Origin of the sequence: Streptomyces sp. NPDC005263, from assembly GCF_042872365.1 — a bacterium.
Classification (GTDB): domain Bacteria; phylum Actinomycetota; class Actinomycetes; order Streptomycetales; family Streptomycetaceae; genus Streptomyces.
Genome location: NZ_JBIAKJ010000003.1, coordinates 679,725 through 698,764, shown reverse-complemented (window position 1 = coordinate 698,764; position 19,040 = coordinate 679,725). Strand labels below are relative to the sequence as shown.

Here is a 19,040-nt window from a genome sequence, read left to right as displayed (position 1 = left end):
CCGTACGACGGAACGTCAGGCCGCAAACGCCGCCACGCCTTGACCTGGGGCCCTTCACAGGTGTGTACCAATGACTGCCGCGTTCGCCTCATCGGATTGTTTCCGCAGGCCACACGGCCTTCACGCGCCGTTGACGCGCGTGGAACGCGCTGATAGACACACTCATCATTCCCGTCGGCGACACCTGATCCGGTCCGGTCCAGCACTGAGAGAGAGCACTCCCACAGCACTCCATCAGCACTCCGACAAGCCGTTCCTGTGCGAGCGATGACGCGAGGTCACGACCCATGAGCACACAAGTCCATGGCAGGGGGCTCTCGGGCCCGAGGAGTTCACGGCCCCGCGTCGCCCGGCTCGCCGCCGTCGCCGGTGCCGGCGCCCTGGCGTTATCGGCCGGGCTCGCGACCCCGCTCGATCCGGCGCCCCATGAGGCCGCGGCCGCCGACAGCAAGAGCGTCCTGACCGTGGCGGTCGCCCAGAGCGTCGACTCGCTGAGTCCGTTCCTGGCGCAACGGCTGGTCAGCACCAGCATCCACCGGCTGATGTACGAGTACCTGACCAACTACGACCCCAAGGACAACCACGCCGTCCCGGGCCTGGCCACCAAGTGGGAGCCGTCCGCCGACAAGCTGACCTGGACCTACACGATCCGCTCCGACTCCACGTGGTCGGACGGCCAGAAGGCCACCGCCGAGGACGCGGCCTGGACGTTCAACACGATGATGACCGACGAGGGCGCCGCCACCACCAACGGCAGCTTCGTCTCCAACTTCCGGAAGGTCACCGCGCCCAGCCCCACCCAGCTGGTCATCGAGCTGAAGAAGCCGCAGGCCACGATGACCGCCCTGGACGTGCCGATCGTGCCGAAGCACGTCTGGGAGAAGGTCGACGACTTCTCGAAGTTCAACAACGACAAGAGCTTCCCGGTCGTCGGGAACGGGCCGTTCGTCCTCACCGACTACAAGCCCGACAGCTACGTACGCCTCAAGCCGAACAAGAACTTCTGGCGGGGCGCTCCCAAGTTCGACGAGCTGGTCTTCCGCTACTACAAGGACCAGGACGCCGCGGTGGCCGCCCTGCGCAAGGGTGAGGTCTCCTTCGTCGCCGGGTCCCCGTCGCTGACCCCCGCTCAGGCGGCCTCCCTGAAGAACGAGAAGAACATCCGCGTCAACGACGCCCCCGGCCGCCGCTTCTACGCCCTCGCCACCAACCCTGGCGCCCGCGCGAAGAACGGCAAGAAGTTCGGCGACGGCGACCCCTCCCTGCTGGACGCGCGCGTCAGGCACGCCCTGTTCATGGCGGTCGACCGCCGGACCATCATCGACAAGGTGTTCCAGGGGCACGCCGTCGAGGGCGAGGGGTACATCCCGCCCCGCTTCTCGCAGTACTTCTGGAAACCCTCGGCGAGCCAGGAACTCGCCTACGACCCGGCCAAGGCGGGCCGGCTCCTCGACCAGGCGGGCTACAAGAAGAACAGCTCCGGCAAACGCCTCGGCAAGGACGGCAAACCGATCACCTACCGCGTCCTCTGCCACGCCACCGACCCCAACGACAAGGCGGTCGGCCAGTACCTCCAGGAGTGGTGGGGCAAGCTCGGCATCGGGATCACCCTCGACTGCCTGGACAACGTCACCGATCCCTGGCTCGCGGGCACCTACGACCTCGCCTTCGACGGCTGGTCCGTCAACCCCGACCCGGACTTCGTCCTGTCGATCCACACCTGCGCGGCCCTGCCCGCCACCCCGAAGGACACCGGCGCCACCGACAACTTCGTCTGCGACCAGCGCTACGACGACCTGTACGCCCGTCAGCTCGCCGAGTACGACCCCGCCAAACGGGCCACCCTGGTCAAGCAGATGGAGTCCCGGCTGTACGACCTGGGGTACATGAACGTCATGGCGTACCCGAACGCCGTCGAGGCCTACCGGACCGACCAGATCGCGTCGATCCGGACGATGCCGAGCGCGGCGGGCAACATCTACGGCCAGGACGGCTACTGGAGCTGGTGGTCGGCTGTCCCCGCGGCCTCGGACGGATCGTCCGACGACTCCGGCGGCTCGACCGGCGCGGTCATCGGCGGTGTCGTGGCCGCCGTGGTCCTGGTGGGCGCCGCGGTGTTCTTCGTGCTGCGCCGCCGGTCCACCGCCGACGACCGTGAGTAGCGTCCAGAAGGCCGCCGCCCCTGAGGCCCTCGCCGAACCGGCGGTACGCACCCCGCGGGCGCGCAGCAGCACGGCGTACGTCCGCTACGGCGCCGGCAAGGTCGGCGGCGCCGCCGTCTCCCTGTTCGCCGTGCTGGTCACCGGGTTCTTCCTGTTCCGGCTGATCCCGGGCGACCCGGTCAAGACCATGACCGGCGGCCGCCCGGTGTCGGCGGCGCAACTGGCCGCCTACCGTCGGGAGTTCGGGATGGACCTGCCGCTGTGGCAGCAGTTCACGGACTACTGCGCCAAGGCGCTCACCGGCGACCTGGGCACCTCGTACCAGTTCCGTGCCCCGGTCGTCGACAAGATCGGCGAGGCGCTGCCGAACACGCTGCTGCTGACCGGCACGGCCTTCGTCCTGTACACCGCCCTCGGGATCGTCCTCGGCACCCGCGCGGCCTGGCGCCACGGCAGGCTCGGGGACCGGCTGAACACCGGTCTCGCGCTGACCCTCTACTCCGTCCCGTCGTTCTGGCTGGGCCTGCTGCTGATCATCGTGTTCTCGGTCGGCGTCGGCCCGATCCCCGGGCTGTTCCCCACCGGCGGCATGGAGTCGGGCGGCGAGGAGGGATTCGGGTACGTCCTCGACGTGGCCCACCATCTGGTCCTCCCCGTCATCACCCTGGTCGCGGTCGAGTACGGGCAGACGCTGCTGGTCACCCGTTCGGCGCTGCTCGACGAGATGGGCAGCGACTACCTGACCACGGCCCGCGCCAAGGGCCTGCGGGACGACCTGGTCCGGCGTCGGCACGCCGTGCCGAACGCGCTGCTGCCGACCGTGACGCTGGTCTTCGTCAACCTCGGCCGGACCGTCGCGGGCGTGATCCTCGTGGAGACCGTGTTCTCCTGGCCTGGGCTGGGCGGACTGTTCTACCAGGCACTGAGCGTGCCCGACCTGCCCCTGGTGCAGGGGCTGTTCCTCTTCTTCGCCGCGGCGGTGATCATCATGAACACGCTGGCCGACCTGGTCTACCCGCTGCTCGACCCACGGGTGGGCAGATGACGACCGGCACCCCGGCCGACGCCCCGGCCGGCAACCAGGCCGACGGCCCCGACCCGGCGACCGGATCCGGTCCGCGGCGGCTCGCCCGGCAGCGCCGCCGACGCTCCGTCGTACGGTTCTGGACGCGTTACCGCACCCACCACGCCGGGCTGGTGGGCCTGGTCGCCCTCACCCTGTTCGCGCTGGTCGCGCTGACCGCGCCGCTCACCGTCGGCTCCGACGTGGCCGGGGTGACCGACGCTCCGGGGCAGCCCATGGAAGGTCCGAGCGGCGAGTTCCCGCTGGGCACCGACCGGTTCGGGCGCGATCTGCTGGGCCTGCTGGTGTGGGGCTCGCGGGTCTCGCTGCTGGTGGGGCTGCTGGCTGCCGTGCTCTCGGTGGCCATCGGCACGCTGGTGGGGGTGACGGCAGGGCACTTCAAGGGCGCGTACGCGACCGTGCTGATGCGGGTCACGGACTGGTTCCTGGTGATGCCGACGCTGGTGCTCGCGATCGCGCTCGCCACTGTGATGTCCCGCTCCCTCGGCACGGTGGTGCTGGCGATCGGCGTGACCTCGTGGCCGACCACCGCACGGCTGGTGCGGGCGCAGACGCTGGCGGTGGAGTCACGGCCGTACATCGAACGCGCGAAGGCGCTGGGCGGCGGCCACTGGCACGTCATGTCCCGGCATGTGCTGCCCAACGTGATGCCGCTGGTGCTGGCGCAGGCGACGCTGATGGTGTCCGCCGCGATCCTCGCCGAGGCGACGCTGGCCTTCCTCGGGCTCGGCGATCCGACGGTGGTGTCGTGGGGCGGGCTGCTCCAGGAGGCTCGGGAGGCGGGTGCGGTGAGTTCCGGAGACTGGTGGTATCTGGTGCCGCCCGGCATCGCGATCGCCGCGGTCGCGCTGTCGTTCACGCTGTGCGGACGTGCCGTGGAGTCGGTGCTCAACCCCCGGCTGGGGGTGGACCGTTGACACTCCTCGAGGTACGCGGGCTGGAGGTGACCTACCCGGGCGGGGCCGCCGCGGTGCGCGGCGTGGACCTGCGGCTCGCGGCGGGTCAGAAGCTCGGCATCGCGGGCGAGTCGGGGTGCGGCAAGTCCACGCTGGCGCTCGCGCTGCTGCGGCTGCTGCCGGCCGGCACCCGCGTCGGCGGGCAGGTGCTGCTGGACGGTGAGGACGTGCTGACGATGCGGTGGGGGCAGGTGCGGGCGGTCCGCTGGGCGGGCGCCTCCATCGTCTTCCAGGGCGCCATGCACTCGCTGAACCCCGTGCGCCGCGTCGGCGACCAGATCGCCGAGCCGATCCTGCTGCACCGCGGGGCCACCCGGGCGGCGGCGAGGAAACAGGCCGGTGAGCTCCTTGAACACGTGGGCCTGCCGGCGGCGCGGGCGTCGGCGTACCCGCACGAGCTGTCCGGCGGCCAGCGCCAACGCGTCATGATCGCCATGGCACTCGCCTGCTCGCCCCGCCTCATCATCGCCGACGAGCCGACCACCGCCCTGGACGTGATGATCCAGGCGCAGATCCTGCGGCTGATCGAACAGCTGGTCGCCGAGCAGGATCTGGGCCTGATCATGATCAGCCACGATCTGACGGTGCTCTCCGACACCTGCGACCGGCTCGCGGTGATGTACGCGGGCCGGGTCGTCGAGGAGGGCCCGGCCCGGGAGGTCCACGAGGACGCCCGGCACCCGTACGCGAAGGCCCTGTCGGCCGCCTTCCCCCGGATCGGCGACCCGGCCTCCCGGTTCGCCCCGCGCGGCCTGCCGGGCGACCCGCCCGACCCGGCCGCCCTGCCTCCCGGCTGCACCTTCCACCCACGCTGCCCGGTCGCGCTGGACTCCTGCGCGGTGGACGACCAGGAGCTGCGGGACGCGGGCCCGGAGCGGAGAGCGGCGTGTGTGCACGTGGGAGCGGCGCCGCCGGGGACCGCGGTCACGGCCGAGGACGCGAGGAGCGGCACATGACGTTGATCAGCGCTGAAGGACTCCACGTCACCTACCCCGGACGGCACCGCGACCCACCGGCCCGCGCGGTGGACGGCGTCGCACTCGACATCCGGCCCGGCGAGATCGTCGCCCTGGTCGGCGAGTCCGGCTGCGGCAAGACGACCCTGGCCCGCGCCCTGCTGGGCCTGGTCCGGCCGACGGAGGGCCGCGTCCGCTTCGGCGGGCAGCCGCTGGAGTACTCCTCCCGGTCCCTGAAGGCGTACCGCAGACGCGTCCAGCTGGTCCTCCAGGACCCGACCGGATCACTGAACCCCCGGCACACGGTGTACGACGCGGTGGCCGAGGGGCTGCGGATCCACGGGTACGGCGGCGACGAGCGGGCAGCGGTCGCCGACGCCCTGTCCCGGGCGGGTCTGCGACCCCCCGAGCGCTTCTTCCTGCGCTACCCGCACGAACTCTCCGGCGGTCAGCGCCAACGGGTCGTCATCGCGGGCGCGCTGGTCCTCGAACCCGAACTCCTGGTCGCCGACGAGCCGGTGGCCTCCCTGGACGCCTCGGTACGCGGCGAGATCCTCGCCCTCCTCCTGCGGCTGCGCGACGAACTCGGCCTCTCCGCACTGGTGGTGACCCACGACCTGGGCCTGGCGTGGAACATCGCCGACCGGGTCGCGGTGATGTACCTGGGCCGGATCGTGGAGACCGGGGACGTCGAGCAGGTACTGACGGCTCCCCGCCACCCGTACACCCAGGCCCTGTTGTCGGTCCTGCCGGACGCCCCCGGAGCCCCCGTCGTCCTCTCCGGCGAGCCCCCCGACCCGTCCCGCATCCCCTCCGGCTGCCGCTTCCACGCCCGCTGCCAGGTCCTGGCGAGCGGCGAGGCGGAACGGGCGGGCGTCGCGGGGGCGTGCCGGGGGGAGGATCCCGGAGTGCTGGGCGGGGGCGGGGAGGGGGAGGTGGCTTGTCACTGGGCGCGGGCGACCATCACCGCGTGACCTCGGCCGCCAGGGCGTCGACCTGGTGGCTGCTCCTGGTGTGAAGGCCAGGTGGTTGAGGTCCGGCTGCGTGTGCTCGTGGTGAACCGGGGGCAGCGCCGGGGACTGCGTGGTGCCCCGCCTGTCTCCGGAGGAAAAGCAGGTGCGTGCGGTCCCTGTCCATGTCAGGCTCCGCCGGTGGACCGTGAACAGATCTCCAGGCTCGCTCATACAGATCATCCGATCGCCGCCCCGCTCGACGACGACTCCGTGCGCCGCCTGCTGGAACGCGGCATCCGGCGCGACAGCACCCGCGTCCTCGATCTCGGCTGCGGAGGCGGAGAGTGGCTGCTGCGCGCCCTGACCACGCACCCGCGGCTGCTGGCCGAAGGCGTCGACACCTCCAAGAGGGCGTTGGCGCACGCTCTTGAAGGCGCCCGCACCCGCGGCCTCCAGGAGCGCCTCGCCCTCCACCACGAGGACGCCGCGGACTTCGTCGCCCCGCACCTGTTCGACCTGGTGATCAGTGTCGGGGCCACCCACGCCTTCGGCGGCCTGCTCCCCACCCTCGCGGCGGCCCGCACGCACCTGGCTCCCGGCGGACGCGTCCTGATCGGTGACGCCTTCTGGGAACACGAGCCCTCCCCCGATGCCATCGAGATGCTCGGCGACTTCACCGACCTGCCGACCACGGTGGACCGCGTCATCGCTGACGGATGGACACCCGTTCACGGGCACATCAGCACCCGCCAGGAGCTGGACGACTACGAATGGGCCTGGACGGGCTCGCTGGCGTCGTGGGCCCTGGACCACCCTGGCGATCCGGACAGTCCCCGGGCACTGGCGGCAGCCACCGCCCACCGCGCCGAATGGCTGCGCGTCTACCGGGACAGCTTCGGCTTCGTCTGCCTGATCCTGCGCCGGACGTCCGACTGAACCGGACTGGACTGGCGGCCAATCTCCGAGCAGAGAGAGCACGGAGAGTACGGATGCCGCCCGGCCAAGACCAAGAGCGGGCGGCCGCGAACCGTCTCCGGTCGGCGGCCACCCGCTCAGGGTGTGCGTACGAGGTGAGAGGCGTCAGGCCGCGTGCACGACGTCCTTCTCCTCGGCGAAGTGGCACGCCGACTCGTGTGCCGCCGGGGTGTCCACGCCCTTGAAGCGCTCCGGAACCGCCAGCAGCGGCTCCTGCTCGGCGCACTTGTCCTCGGCCTTCCAGCACCGGGTGCGGAAACGGCACCCGGAGGGCGGGTTGGCCGGGGACGGCACGTCGCCGGTCAGGATGATCCGGTCACGCCCCTCACGAGCCTCCGGGTCCGGAACCGGGACCGCGGACAGCAGCGCCTGGGTGTAGGGGTGCGTCGGGTGGTCGTAGATCTGCTCGTCGCTGCCGATCTCCGCCATCTTGCCGAGGTACATGACCCCGACCCGGTCGGAGATGTGCCGGACGATCGACAGGTCGTGCGCGATGAAGATGTAGGAGAGGTTGAACTCGTCCTGCAGTCCCTCCATCAGGTTGATGACCTGCGCCTGCACCGACACGTCGAGCGCCGACACCGGCTCGTCGCAGATGATGATCTCCGGGTTGAGCGCCAGGCCGCGCGCGATGCCGATGCGCTGGCGCTGACCGCCGGAGAACTGGTGCGGGTACCGGTTGATGTACTCCGGGTTGAGGCCCACCACGTCGAGGAGTTCCTGCACCTTGCGGCGCCGGTCGCCCTTCGGTGCCACCTCGGGGTGGATGTCGTACGGCTCCCCGATGATGTCGCCGACCGTCATCCTCGGGTTGAGCGAGGTGTACGGGTCCTGGAAGACCATCTGGATGTTGCGCCGCACTGCCTTCAGCGCACGCCCGGACAGCTTGGTGATGTCCTGGCCCTTGTAGAAGACCTCGCCGGCGGTAGCCCGCTCCAGAGTCATCAGGAGCTTGGCCACCGTGGACTTGCCACAGCCGGACTCGCCCACGATGCCCAGCGTCTCGCCCTGGTACAGGTCGAAGGAGACACCGTCGACGGCCTTGACGGCGCCGATCTGCTTCTTGAACAGGATGCCCTGGGTGAGCGGGAAGTGCTTCACCAGGTTGCGCACCTGGAGAATCGGCTCGCCCCGCTCGACGGGCGCCTCGATCGCGGCGACCGCCTCGGTCTCGGATGCGGCGTCCACGACCTCGACGTCGGAGACGTTCGGCGTGGCGTCCTGCGGCTCGTCGTTCTTGCTGAGCTCAGCCATGGATCGTCTCCTTCCAGAAGTGGCATGCCGAGGCACGGCCGACCAGCTCGCTGCCGTCCTCTTCGGTGACCGGGAACAGGTCCGGGACGTCCGTGCGGCAGATGTCCTGGGCCTTGGGGCAGCGCGGGTTGAAGGCGCAACCGGTCGGGACGTGCAGCAGGTTGGGCGGCAGGCCCTTGATGGCGTACAGCTCCTGGCCCTTCTGGTCCAGGCGCGGGATCGAGTCCAGCAGACCCCGCGTGTAGGGGTGCGCCGGGCGCTTGTACAGCTCGTGGACCGGGGCGCGCTCCACGATCCGGCCCGCGTACATCACCGCGATCTTGTCCGCGACGTCGGCGACCACACCGAGGTCGTGGGTGATCAGGATGAGGCCCATGTTGTACTCGCGCTGCAACTCCGCGAGCAGGTCCATGACCTGGGCCTGGACCGTCACGTCGAGAGCCGTGGTGGGCTCGTCGGCGATGATCAGGTCCGGCTCCAGGGCCAGCGCCATGGCGATCATGATGCGCTGGCGCATACCGCCGGAGAACTGGTGCGGGTAGTCGTTGACCCGGGCCGCGGCGGCCGGGATCTTCACCCGGTCCATCAGCTCGATCGCCTTGGCCTTGGCCTCTTTCTTGGACAGGCCCTGGTGGACGCGGAACATCTCGCCGAGCTGGTAGCCGACGCTGAGCACCGGGTTGAGCGAGCTGAGCGCGTCCTGGAAGATCATGGCGATCCGGCGGCCGCGGATCTTGCGGCGCTCCTCGCCGGACATCTTCAACATGTCCTGGCCGCGGAAAAAGATCTCCCCCTGGGGGATCTTCGCCGGCGGCATGTCGAGGATGCCCATGATCGCCTGCGCGGTGACGGACTTGCCGGAGCCGGACTCACCGAGCACGGCGAGCGTCTCGCCCGCGTCCACGCTGTAGTTGACGCCGTTGACGGCCTTGATCACACCCTCCCGGGTGTGGAACTCGACGTGCAGGTCACGCACTTCGAGCAGCGGTCCGCCGTCGCCCTCGCGAGGCGAGGGCACGGATACTTCTTCGATGACGGTCACGTACGCCTCCCTCAGCGCATCTTCGGGTCGAGGGCGTTGCGTACGGCCTCACCGAGCATGATGAACGCCAGCACCGTGATGCTGAGCATGATCGACGGGTAGAGCATGATCCACTGGGCCACGCGGATCGAAGCGCCGCCGTCGGAGATGTCGTTGCCCCACGACACGCCACTGAGGCCGAGGCCCAGGAAGGACAGCGTCGCCTCGGCGGCGATGTAGACGCCGAGCGAGATGGTGGCGACGACGATCACCGGGGCGAGGGTGTTCGGCAGGATGTGCCGGAACATGATCCTCGGGGTGCTCGCGCCCAGCGCCTTGGCGGCCTGCACGTAGTCGGCCTGCTTGGTGGTGATGACCGCACCGCGCATCACGCGGGAGATCTGCGTCCAGCCGAAGAAGCCGAGAGCGCCGATGACGACCCAGGCCGTGCGCTCCGGGAAGGAGTTGAGCACGACCATGGTGCCGAGCATGAACGGGATGCCGAAGAACACGTCCGCCAACCGCGACAGGATCGAGTCGACGATGCCGCCGAAGTACCCGGCGATCATGCCGACCAGGCTACCGACGAGCGTGACGAGGATGGTGGTGCCGAAGCCCACGGCGATGGAGGCCCGGGTGCCGTAGATGACCCGGGCGTACACGCTGCGGCCCTGCTGGTCGTAGCCGAGCCAGTCGGCCGAGCCGACGTCCCCCAGCTTGGGCTTCTGCAGGTAGTGCTTGGACAGGTCACCGAGGATCGGTTCCGCGCTGGTGAACCAGCCCGGGAAGAAGGTGATCAGCAGCAGGAAGAAGATCAGCACGCTGGAGATGATGAAGATCCAGCTGCGGCGCAGGTCGGCCCAGGCGTCGCCCCACAGGCTGCGTGTCTTCTCGGGTTTGGACTCGACGGGCGGCACCGCCGGTGCCCCGCCCACCGGGTCCACCCGGCCGGTCTTGACGTCGGTCTTGGTCACGTCAGGCATAACGAATCCTCGGGTCAAGGACCGCGTAGAGCAGGTCGACGAGGAGGTTGGCGAGGAGGTAGATGAGGACCAGGATCGTCACCAGGCCGACCAGGGTGGTGCCCTCGCGGCGGACGAGGGACTGGTAGATCGTGCCGCCCACGCCCTGGATGTTGAACAGGCCCTCGGTGACGACGGCGCCGCCCATCAACGCACCGATGTCGGTACCCAGGTAGGTGATCACGGGGATCATCGAGTTGCGCATGAGGTGGACGCCCACCACACGCTTCTTGGGCAGCCCCTTGGCGATCGCGGTACGGATGTAGTCCGCGCGCCGGTTCTCGGCGATGGAGGTCCGGGTCAGCCGGGTCACATAGGCCAGTGACGCGGTCGCCAGGACGATCGCCGGCATCAGCAACTGACCGTAGTTCGTCGAGTCGTTGACGTTCGGGTCCAGCCAGTGGAGCTGCTCGGCGAAGACCAGCTTGGCGATGAAGCCGAGGACGAAGACCGGGACCGAGATGAACAGCAGCGTCATCACGAGGACCACGTTGTCGGTGAGCCGGCCGGCGCGCAGGCCCGCCACCACGCCGAGGGCGATCCCCAGGACGACCTCGATGGCGAAGGCCAGGGAGGCGAGACGCAGGGTCACCGGGAAGGCGTCGCCCAGCACGTCCGTGACGGGGCGGCCGCTGGCGATCTGCGTGCCGAAGTCGCCATGAAGGATCATGTCCTTCATGTAGTTCCAGTACTGCACCAGGATCGGCTGGTCCAGGCCGTACTCATGTCTCAGCGCCGCGATGACCTGCGGGCTGCCGGCCTTGTCGCCGAAGAGGCCACGCACGGGGTCGCCGGGCAGGGCGTAGACCATGAGAAAGATCAGCAGAGTTGTCCCGATGAACACCGGGATCATCTGGAGCAGTCGTCGTGCGACGTAGCGCCCCATCGTGCCTCCATGTCAGTCACAGCGGCAGCCGACGGGCCCTTCCCGCGCGCATCACCTGAAGATGCGTGTGGGAAGGGCCCCCCGGCCGCTGCCGCCCCCGGACGCGGACTCACCGCGCCCGGCTCAACGGGCTGTTGCGGTTACTTCTTCTTGACCTGAACGCCGGTCAGGATCGGGTCGCCGTCCTGGGCGTACTTCACGCCGCTGACCTTCTCCGAGAAGCCCGCGTTGACCTTGTAGTACCAGAGCGGAATGCTCGGCATGTAGTTGGGAAGCTTCTTCTCCATCGCCTGGTACAGCTTCTCCGAGTCCTCCAGCGTCTTGGCGCCGTCGGCCTGCTTGATCAGGGTGTCGATCTCCTTGTTGGAGAAGCCACTCTGGTTGCCGGACGAGTGCGTACCGAACAGGTCACGGAGGAAGTTCGCGTTGAACGGGTAGTCGAGCACCCAGCCGGAGCGGTACATCGACTTGACCTCCTTGGCGTCACGCGCCTGGAGGTCGGCCTGGAAGTCGGCCTTGGAGTCGCCGGTGCAGGCGACGCCGACCGCCTTGGTGATGGAGTTGCAGACCGCCTCCACCCACTCCTTGTGACCGCCGTCCGCGTTGTACTGGATGGAGATCTTGTTGCCCGGAACGCCGCCGCCCTCCTTGATGAGCTGCTTGGCCTTGGCCGGGTCGTACTTGAAGATGTCGGTGCCCAGGCTCGGCTGGTAGCCGAGGACGCCCTTGGCGACCCAGCCGGTGGCCGGCTCACGGGTGCCCTGGAGCACGGTCTTCGTGATGGTGGGCCGGTCGATCGCCATGGACAGGCCCTGCAGGACCTTCGGGTCGATGCCCTTCCACTGCTTGGTGTAGAAGGCCGGAGCGATCGTCTGGACCGCGGAGTAGGACTGGTCCACCGCGCGGTCGCCGAGGTCCTGCTTGTAGACAGGCAGGTCACGCGGGGCGAGCTGGCGCAGGACGTCGACGTTGCCGGACTTCAGGTCCTCGTAGGCCGTCTCCAGGTTGGTGTAGTTCTTGAAGATCACACCACCGTTCTTGGCCTTGTTCGGACCCTGGTAGTCGTCGTTGCGGGCGACCTCGATCGACTTCTTGTGGTTCCAGCTGACGAACTTGTAGGGGCCGTTGCCGACCGGCTTCTCGCCCGCGGCCTTCGGGTCCTTGTAGAAGGACTCCGGCAGCGGCGAGAACACCTCGTAGCCCAGCTTGTACACGAAGTACGGGATCGGGCTGCTGAGCGTGATGGTGAAGGTGTTGTCGTCGACGACCTTCAGGCCGGACATCTCGGTGGCCTTCGGCTTGCCCTTCTCGGGGGCGACGTCGGCGTAGCCCTTGATGTCCGAGAACCAGAAGCTGTTGGTCTGCTTGTTCGCCGGGGCGGCGGCCCAGTTCCACGCCTTGACGTAGGACTCGGCGGTGACCGGGGTGCCGTCGTGGAACTTCCAGCCCGGCTTCAGCTTGACCGTGAAGGTCTTGTTGTCCGTGCTGTCGACCGACTGCGCGTTCATCATGACGATCTTGCCGCTGGAGTCGTAGTCGACGAGCCCGGTGAACAGGGCCTTCGTCACGATGCTGCCGTTGGACTCCATGGTGTTCGCCGGCTGCAGCGGGTTCTGCGGCTCGCCGACCTCGATCGAGAACTTTCCGTTCGGGTCGATCGCGGCCTTGCTGTCGTCGCCGCTGTCACTGCCACCACCACAGGCGGTCGCGCCCAGGGCCACAGCCGCGGCTATCGCGACCCACTTGGCGCTCTTGGCACCGCGCATGGGTTCCTCCTCATGAGTCCATTGGTTCACCGCAAAGGGGTGCACATGACACGCATCCGTCACCTCGCCGGTGCCGGAGAAAGTCAGATGCCCCCGCGCTCGTGAGTCGGCGCAGTGTGCAGCGCGTGACCCGTTGATCCGAGCTCTACGCGCCTAACTATCTGCCATGCGCCATGACCGAACCACATCCCTAAGGTCTCGGTTCGATCACACCTGCCACCTACTTCTTCCAAAATCCGGACAAACGGTTTGCCGAAAGATCCCTGCGAAACGGACTTGTTACACATCTATCGGGAGCGGGTGTCCGCATTCCGGACGTGCGGCAGCGAAAAATGAGTTGCGCCTACCGAGGTGGCCGTGCCGGCTTCCCCTCGGGGTGCCCCGCGTGCCGGGGCGCGAACGGGACGCTGTGTGACGCACTGTCAACACGCCGCCGTGCCAGAGTAGTTCCGCGTCGTCCCGTACGGGAGAGCACGCGTGCCGACGACGGCACAGCGCGTCCAGAGGCTCATGCCCCGCGGACGGCGGACGGGTCACTCCACATCAGCAGGGTAGTGGGGAGGGCCCACCCATGAGGAGCTCCCTGTGCAAATCGAGGGTTTTCCCTATGGGCCCCCGGGACGAGGCCGGGCACCCCCGCTGTGCAGCGAGGGTGCCCGGGGTGTCCGTGCGGACCGTGCGTCAGCCGTGCTTGGCGCGGCTCGCGGCGCGGGCGCGCTCGCGGGCGTCCAGGTTCACCTTGCGGATACGGACCGCCTCCGGGGTCACCTCGACGCACTCGTCGTCGCGGCAGAACTCCAGGGACTGCTCCAGCGACAGCTTGCGCGGCGGGACGATCGCCTCGAAGGAGTCGGCCGAGGAGGAGCGCATGTTGGTGAGCTTCTTCTCCTTGGTGATGTTCACGTCCATGTCGTCGGAGCGCGAGTTCTCGCCGACGATCATGCCCTCGTACACCTCGGTGCCGGGCTCGGTGAACAGCACACCGCGCTCCTGGAGGTTGGTCATCGCGAAGGCGGTGACGGCACCCGAGCGGTCGGCGACCAGCGAGCCGTTGTTACGGGTCGTCAGCGTGCCGAACCAGGGCTCGTGGCCCTCGTGGATGGAGTGGGCGATGCCGGTGCCGCGGGTACCGGTGAGGAACTCGGTACGGAAGCCGATGAGACCGCGGGACGGAACGACGAACTCCATGCGGACCCAGCCCGAGCCGTGGTTGGACATGTTGTCCATCCGGCCCTTGCGGACGCCCATGAGCTGCGTGACCGCGCCCATGTGCTCCTCGGGAACGTCGATCGTCATGCGCTCGACCGGCTCGTAGACCTTGCCGTCGACCTCCTTCGTGACGACCTGCGGCTTGCCGATGGTCAGCTCGAAGCCCTCGCGCCGCATCTGCTCGACCAGGATGGCGAGCGCGAGCTCACCGCGGCCCTGGACCTCCCAGGCGTCGGGACGCTCGGTGTCGAGCACCCGCAGCGAGACGTTACCGACCAGCTCGCGGTCGAGGCGGTCCTTGACCTGACGGGCGGTGACCTTGCGGTCCTTGACCGCGGCCTTGTTCTCCGCGCCCTTGCCGGTGCCGCCGCGGCCGACCAGCGGCGAGGTGTTGGTACCGATGGTCATCGAGATCGCGGGCTCGTCGACCGTGATCAGCGGCAGCGGGATCGGGTTCTCGGGGTCGGCGAGGGTCTCACCGATCATGATGTCCGGGATACCGGCGACGGCACAGATGTCACCGGGGCCGGCCTTCTCGGCGGGCTTGCGGGTGAGCGCCTCGGTCATCAGCAGCTCGGTGATGCGCACCGGCGCCATGGTGCCGTCGCGCTTGATCCAGGTGACGGTCTGGCCCTTGCGCAGCTCGCCCTGCTCGACACGGAGCAGCGCGATACGGCCGAGGAAGTTGTCGGCGTCCAGGTTCGTGACGTGCGCCTGGAGCGGGGCCGCCTCGTCGTACTCCGGGGCCGGGACGTGCGACAGGATCGTGGAGAAGAACGGCTCCAGGCTGTCGCTGTCGGCCGGGACGGTGCCGTCCTCCGGCTTGGTCAGCGAGGCCACTCCGTCACGCGCGCAGGCGTAGACGATGGGGAACTCGATCTGGTCCTCGTCGGCGTCGAGGTCGAGGAAGAGGTCGTAGGCCTCGTTGACGACCTCGTCGATGCGCGAGTCGGGGCGGTCCGTCTTGTTGATGCACAGGATGACGGGCAGGCGGGCCTGCAGCGCCTTGCGCAGCACGAAACGGGTCTGCGGCAGCGGGCCCTCGGACGCGTCGACGAGCAGGACCACCGCGTCCACCATCGACAGACCACGCTCGACCTCGCCGCCGAAGTCGGCGTGGCCGGGGGTGTCGATGATGTTGATGGTGATGACGTCGCCGCCATCCTTCGGGTGGTACTTGACGGCCGTGTTCTTGGCCAGGATCGTGATGCCCTTCTCACGCTCCAGGTCGTTCGAGTCCATCATGCGGTCGTCGAGCGATTCGGCGGCGTGCGCGGCGAAGGCACCGGCCTGCTTCAGCATGGCGTCGACGAGGGTCGTCTTGCCGTGGTCGACGTGGGCGACGATGGCGACGTTGCGGATGTCGTGGCGCGTGGCCATATTGCGGCGTACTCCCGGAGTGTGAGGAAGGCCTTCGCGTACATCTGTGTTACGCGGGCCCTGCCGGGCTGAACACGCCACGGCCTCACCCCATGGTACGGGGCGTCGGCGGAAGCGGGCCCCAGAGGGGTTCCCGGCCCGGTTCAGGCGCTCTTGACCTGCGGCGCCAGCTCCACCCTCAGCTCGAGTCCCAGGGCTCGGGCGAGGCGGTCGAGGACGGGGATCGTCGGCACGGTGCCGCCGGCCTCCAGGCGCGCCACGGCCGACTGGGTCATGCCGGCCCGGCGGCCGAGCTCACGCTGCGACAGCGAGAGGTCCAGCCGCCGCCCGCGCACGGCCTCACCGAGGGCGAAGCGCAGACGGGCGGCCGCGTACTCCTCCTCGATCTCAGGAGTCACGGGCCGGGCCCGACGAGCCTCGTCGAGGCTGGTTCTCCTGGTCTCCGTCACAGCTCCTCCTCGTCCGCGGTGTGACCTTCGGCCTGGCATCGCTTCATGGCCTGCCGAGCCCGCTCCACCTCGGCGAACTCACGCATCCTCGTCTTGGCGAACACGGTGAGCATGATGATGCGGCGCCCCGTCGCGGTCCAGTACGTGATCCGTACTCGTTCGGCGCCGCAATAGAAGCGCAGTTCCCTGAGTTTGCCGTCGAGCTGGCGCGTGTACGGCTCACCGAGATGGCCTCCCCGCTGCTCCAACAGGTCAAGGTGCATGAGCGCCTGCGCCCAGCGTTTGTCGTCCAGTCCGGCCAGCCACCTGGCGACCTCCGGCTCCAGTTCGACAGCACCCCATGTCATAGCATCAACGCTATGTTCGCAGGTGACCGGCCCGCAGCCAACCGACCCCGCGTTCACCCGATCGTGCAATCGGCCGCCGCCCCACGTCGTCGTGGGGCGGCGGCCGGAGCCTTCGAAAATCCGCGGAACCCTACTTGTCCGACGGGTGCGCCGACGCCTTCGCCCCCTTCGCCAGGAAGCCCATGTCCTCGTAGACCGGGGTCTGGAAGCCGAAGGCGCCGGCGTTCGCGACGGTCTTGCGGGCGGCCGTCAGTTGGGGGCGCTGGTAGAGGGGGATGGAACCGGCGGCCGCCCAGATGCGGGCGTCCGCCTTGCGGATCAGGCCCCGGCTCTCGTCCTGGTCCAGCGTGCCGACGGCCTGGTCGAAGAGCTGGTCGACCTGGTCGGTGCCGACACGGGTGTAGTTCTGCTCGACGTTCAGGGAGCCGTCGGCGGCCGGGACCGGCTTGGCGAAGATGGGGCGCGCGTCGGTGGCGGGGAAGGCGGACGCGGGCCAGGAGTAGAGGGCGAGGTCGTACTGGCCGGACGCGATGTGGTCCTTGAAGTAGCTCTCGTCCGAGACCTTGGAGATCTCGGTGCGGATGCCGACCTCCTCCAGCATGTCGGTGATCCGGTCGGCGACCGTGCGCAGGGTCTCCGAGCCGGGTCCGGTGGGGAGGACGAAGCGGAGGGTGAGTGGCTTGCCGTCCTTGGCGAGGGGCCGGTCCGCGGCGTCCGCGGGGGCGGCGGTGCCCTTGGGGGCGTAGGCGCCGGGCGCGCCGCCCTGCTCCGGCTTGTCGGCGTACCGCTTGTCGTCCTGGTGCGGTGAGCCCTCCTGGCCCCGGTCGTTGCGCCGGTGCTCCTTCTCCCGGTCCGACTCACCCCGAGTCCGGTCGTCCGCGCTGTTGCCCCCGCCGGACTCGTTGCCCTCTTCGACGACGTACGTGCCGCCGTCCGCGCCCTTCGTCCCCTTCTCGCTCTTCTCGGTGCGGTCGGAGGTGTCGCTCGACTTCTTCTCCGCCTTGTCCGACTTCTCGGCCTTCGCCCCCGCGTGTCCCTCCGACCCGGCCGCCTTGTCGCCCTTCTTCTTCTCCTCGATCGGGCCGCTGGGCACCCACCCGGCGTCCGCGAGCAGCGCCTGCGCCTGCGCCTTGTCCTGGCCGCCGAGCGCGCCGCTGTTGTCGGCGTACGCGGCCTGCCCGGCGAGCGCGAGGTGGCTGCCGACGGGTACCGCGGGCAGACCGAGCGGCTTGAGGACGGCCTTCGCGATGTCCCCCCGGTCGAGGGCGCGGGCCACGGCCCGGCGGACCCGCTCGTCGGCGAGCGGGCCACCGGCACCGTTGAGGGCGAGCTGGGTGTAGGCGGGCTCCAGGGACTTGCGGACCTCGTAGCCCCGGAGGGCCTTCTGCTGCCGCTTGTACTTCATGCCCGCCTCGTGCCGGGCGTTGCCGGCCGGCCCCTGGAGCGGAGCGGCCGTGCTCCTGCCCAGGGCGCCGGCGGCGAGAGTGATGCGTCCGGCCGCGGCGGGGTCGATGTCGGCCAGGTCGAGCCTGCCGTCGGCCAGCGCGGCGGCCCGCTCGGAGCGCGGTACGGCCGACAGCACGATCTCGGACAGCTTGGCGCGGCTCCCCCACCACCGTGCGTTACGGGTGAGGGTGACCTCGCCCTCCTTGCGGTTCACGCTCTTCAGATCGAACGGACCGGCGGTGACCTTCAGCTTCCGCCGGGCCCCGTCGTTGAAGGAGTCCGGGGTGCCCATGACGTCCTTCGGGTACAGCGGCGAGAACAGCGACTGCCAGTCGGCGTAGGTCCGCGCGAAGGTGACCTTGACCTCCAGGTCGTTCGCCCCGCGTTCGATCTTCTCGATGCGGTCGTAGCCGGCGTTGCGTGCGGTCCAGTACGCGGTGTCCTTGCCGGACAGGGCGCGCCACTGGGCGGCGAAGTCGGCGGCGCCGATCTCCCGGCCGTCGCTCCAGACGGCCTGCTGGTTGAGCTTGTACAGCACGACCTGCTTCGGCTCGGTGTCGACGACCTTCGCGGACTCCAGGAAGTCGGCGTCCCGCTGCGGCCGGCCGTTCGCGTCCATCCGGTACATCGACGGCAGCACGGCCTGCGCGACCCGTGTCGTGGCCGCGTCCGCGTCCGTCTGGTACGTGTTCAGCGTCTCCGGTACGGCGTCCACCGCCCAGCGGAGGGTGCCGCCCTCGGCGATCTGGGCGCGGGCGGCCGGCGCGATGTCCTGGCCCGCGAGGGGTTTGCCCGCCGGATCCTCGGAGCTGCAGCCGGTGAGCACGGAGACCGCGAGCGCGCCCGCGGTGAGGAAGGCGGCCGAGCGCACCACCGCGCGCAGACCGACGCCATCGTGGGACATCTCTGTGTACCTCCGGGAGCCGCGGGCGTTATGATCACTTTTGCCGGGATATATGGAGCTGATCACATGTATGCGGCTACTGAAGAGGAAAGGGTTCAGCAACGGAGAGCGACACGGCGACGACAACCGGGAAACCCACCCGGGCGGCGCAGCGCACCACGGGATGCACCCGTACGCCCTCGGCCAATCGGTGCACGTCCCTTCCCACCGACCGGTGTGACGCGCAACACTCGCAGGCGCATGAACGTTGCCGCTCAGGGCACACCCGCC

Annotated in this window: 15 protein-coding genes; 6 read left to right on the top strand and 9 right to left on the bottom strand. The window is 69.2% G+C overall.

Annotated features, from left to right (window positions below):
* Positions 1-287: 287 nt before the first annotated feature.
* The 6 genes from ACFYRY_RS16835 (at position 288) to ACFYRY_RS16810 (ending at position 7,047) form a co-directional block, all read left to right on the top strand.
* Positions 288-2,162 (top strand): ABC transporter substrate-binding protein, encoded by a 1,875-nt coding sequence (locus ACFYRY_RS16835; RefSeq protein ID WP_389145349.1) that lies wholly within the window; start codon positions 288-290, stop codon positions 2,160-2,162.
* Positions 2,155-3,207: an ABC transporter permease gene (locus tag ACFYRY_RS16830; protein ID WP_389145346.1), complete on the top strand. Its 1,053-nt coding sequence runs from the start codon at positions 2,155-2,157 to the stop codon at positions 3,205-3,207. Before ACFYRY_RS16835 ends, ACFYRY_RS16830 begins: the two co-directional genes overlap by 8 nt.
* Positions 3,204-4,163, top strand: a complete 960-nt coding sequence (locus tag ACFYRY_RS16825; RefSeq protein WP_389145343.1) for an ABC transporter permease — start codon at positions 3,204-3,206, stop codon at positions 4,161-4,163. The genes ACFYRY_RS16830 and ACFYRY_RS16825 overlap by 4 nt, the downstream gene beginning before the upstream one ends.
* A complete protein-coding gene (locus tag ACFYRY_RS16820; protein WP_389145340.1) occupies positions 4,160-5,158 on the top strand; it encodes an ABC transporter ATP-binding protein in 999 nt (332 codons plus the stop codon). Before ACFYRY_RS16825 ends, ACFYRY_RS16820 begins: the two co-directional genes overlap by 4 nt.
* Positions 5,155-6,132, top strand: a complete 978-nt coding sequence (locus ACFYRY_RS16815) for an ABC transporter ATP-binding protein (RefSeq protein WP_389145338.1) — start codon at positions 5,155-5,157, stop codon at positions 6,130-6,132. The genes ACFYRY_RS16820 and ACFYRY_RS16815 overlap by 4 nt, the downstream gene beginning before the upstream one ends.
* A 177-nt stretch (positions 6,133-6,309) precedes the next feature.
* Positions 6,310-7,047: an SAM-dependent methyltransferase gene (locus ACFYRY_RS16810; protein WP_389145335.1), complete on the top strand. Its 738-nt coding sequence runs from the start codon at positions 6,310-6,312 to the stop codon at positions 7,045-7,047.
* A gap of 144 nt (positions 7,048-7,191) precedes the next feature.
* Here the strand turns inward: ACFYRY_RS16810 and ACFYRY_RS16805 are convergent, their stop codons facing one another.
* The 9 genes from ACFYRY_RS16805 to ACFYRY_RS16765 form a co-directional block, all read right to left on the bottom strand.
* Positions 7,192-8,340 carry an ABC transporter ATP-binding protein gene (locus tag ACFYRY_RS16805; RefSeq protein WP_389145333.1) on the bottom strand — a complete coding sequence of 383 codons (1,149 nt, stop codon included), beginning with the start codon at positions 8,338-8,340 and terminating at the stop codon, positions 7,192-7,194.
* Positions 8,333-9,382, bottom strand: a complete 1,050-nt coding sequence (locus tag ACFYRY_RS16800; RefSeq protein ID WP_389145331.1) for an ABC transporter ATP-binding protein — start codon at positions 9,380-9,382, stop codon at positions 8,333-8,335. The genes ACFYRY_RS16805 and ACFYRY_RS16800 overlap by 8 nt, the downstream gene beginning before the upstream one ends.
* Positions 9,383-9,393: 11 nt before the next feature.
* Positions 9,394-10,344, bottom strand: a complete 951-nt coding sequence (locus tag ACFYRY_RS16795) for an ABC transporter permease (protein ID WP_389145329.1) — start codon at positions 10,342-10,344, stop codon at positions 9,394-9,396.
* The gene (locus ACFYRY_RS16790) at positions 10,337-11,269 is read right to left on the bottom strand and encodes an ABC transporter permease (RefSeq protein WP_389145326.1); all 933 of its coding nucleotides are present in this window, start codon (positions 11,267-11,269) and stop codon (positions 10,337-10,339) included. Before ACFYRY_RS16790 ends, ACFYRY_RS16795 begins: the two co-directional genes overlap by 8 nt.
* Before the next feature lie 140 nt (positions 11,270-11,409).
* Positions 11,410-13,035 carry an ABC transporter substrate-binding protein gene (locus tag ACFYRY_RS16785; protein WP_389145323.1) on the bottom strand — a complete coding sequence of 542 codons (1,626 nt, stop codon included), beginning with the start codon at positions 13,033-13,035 and terminating at the stop codon, positions 11,410-11,412.
* A gap of 681 nt (positions 13,036-13,716) precedes the next feature.
* Positions 13,717-15,624 carry a translational GTPase TypA gene (gene typA, locus ACFYRY_RS16780; protein WP_389145321.1) on the bottom strand — a complete coding sequence of 636 codons (1,908 nt, stop codon included), beginning with the start codon at positions 15,622-15,624 and terminating at the stop codon, positions 13,717-13,719.
* Between the two features lie 143 nt (positions 15,625-15,767).
* Positions 15,768-16,073: a helix-turn-helix domain-containing protein gene (locus tag ACFYRY_RS16775; RefSeq protein WP_389145319.1), complete on the bottom strand. Its 306-nt coding sequence runs from the start codon at positions 16,071-16,073 to the stop codon at positions 15,768-15,770.
* A complete protein-coding gene (locus tag ACFYRY_RS16770; RefSeq protein ID WP_389145316.1) occupies positions 16,070-16,420 on the bottom strand; it encodes a type II toxin-antitoxin system RelE/ParE family toxin in 351 nt (116 codons plus the stop codon). Before ACFYRY_RS16770 ends, ACFYRY_RS16775 begins: the two co-directional genes overlap by 4 nt.
* 130 nt (positions 16,421-16,550) lie before the next feature.
* Positions 16,551-18,770 carry an ABC transporter family substrate-binding protein gene (locus tag ACFYRY_RS16765; protein WP_389145313.1) on the bottom strand — a complete coding sequence of 740 codons (2,220 nt, stop codon included), beginning with the start codon at positions 18,768-18,770 and terminating at the stop codon, positions 16,551-16,553.
* Between the last annotated feature and the right edge of the window lie 270 nt (positions 18,771-19,040).

Excerpts from the sequence above, each read along its gene's own strand:
- ACFYRY_RS16835 (WP_389145349.1), top strand. The coding sequence starts at position 288 with ATGAGCACACAAGTCCATGGCAGGGGGCTCTCGGGCCCGAGGAGTTCA.
- ACFYRY_RS16825 (WP_389145343.1), top strand. The coding sequence starts at position 3,204 with ATGACGACCGGCACCCCGGCCGACGCCCCGGCCGGCAACCAGGCCGAC.
- ACFYRY_RS16815 (WP_389145338.1), top strand. The coding sequence starts at position 5,155 with ATGACGTTGATCAGCGCTGAAGGACTCCACGTCACCTACCCCGGACGG.
- ACFYRY_RS16805 (WP_389145333.1), bottom strand. The coding sequence starts at position 8,340 with ATGGCTGAGCTCAGCAAGAACGACGAGCCGCAGGACGCCACGCCGAAC.
- ACFYRY_RS16795 (WP_389145329.1), bottom strand. The coding sequence starts at position 10,344 with ATGCCTGACGTGACCAAGACCGACGTCAAGACCGGCCGGGTGGACCCG.
- ACFYRY_RS16790 (WP_389145326.1), bottom strand. The coding sequence starts at position 11,269 with ATGGGGCGCTACGTCGCACGACGACTGCTCCAGATGATCCCGGTGTTC.
- ACFYRY_RS16785 (WP_389145323.1), bottom strand. The coding sequence starts at position 13,035 with ATGCGCGGTGCCAAGAGCGCCAAGTGGGTCGCGATAGCCGCGGCTGTG.
- typA (WP_389145321.1), bottom strand. The coding sequence starts at position 15,624 with ATGGCCACGCGCCACGACATCCGCAACGTCGCCATCGTCGCCCACGTC.
- ACFYRY_RS16770 (WP_389145316.1), bottom strand. The coding sequence starts at position 16,420 with ATGACATGGGGTGCTGTCGAACTGGAGCCGGAGGTCGCCAGGTGGCTG.
- ACFYRY_RS16765 (WP_389145313.1), bottom strand. The coding sequence starts at position 18,770 with ATGTCCCACGATGGCGTCGGTCTGCGCGCGGTGGTGCGCTCGGCCGCC.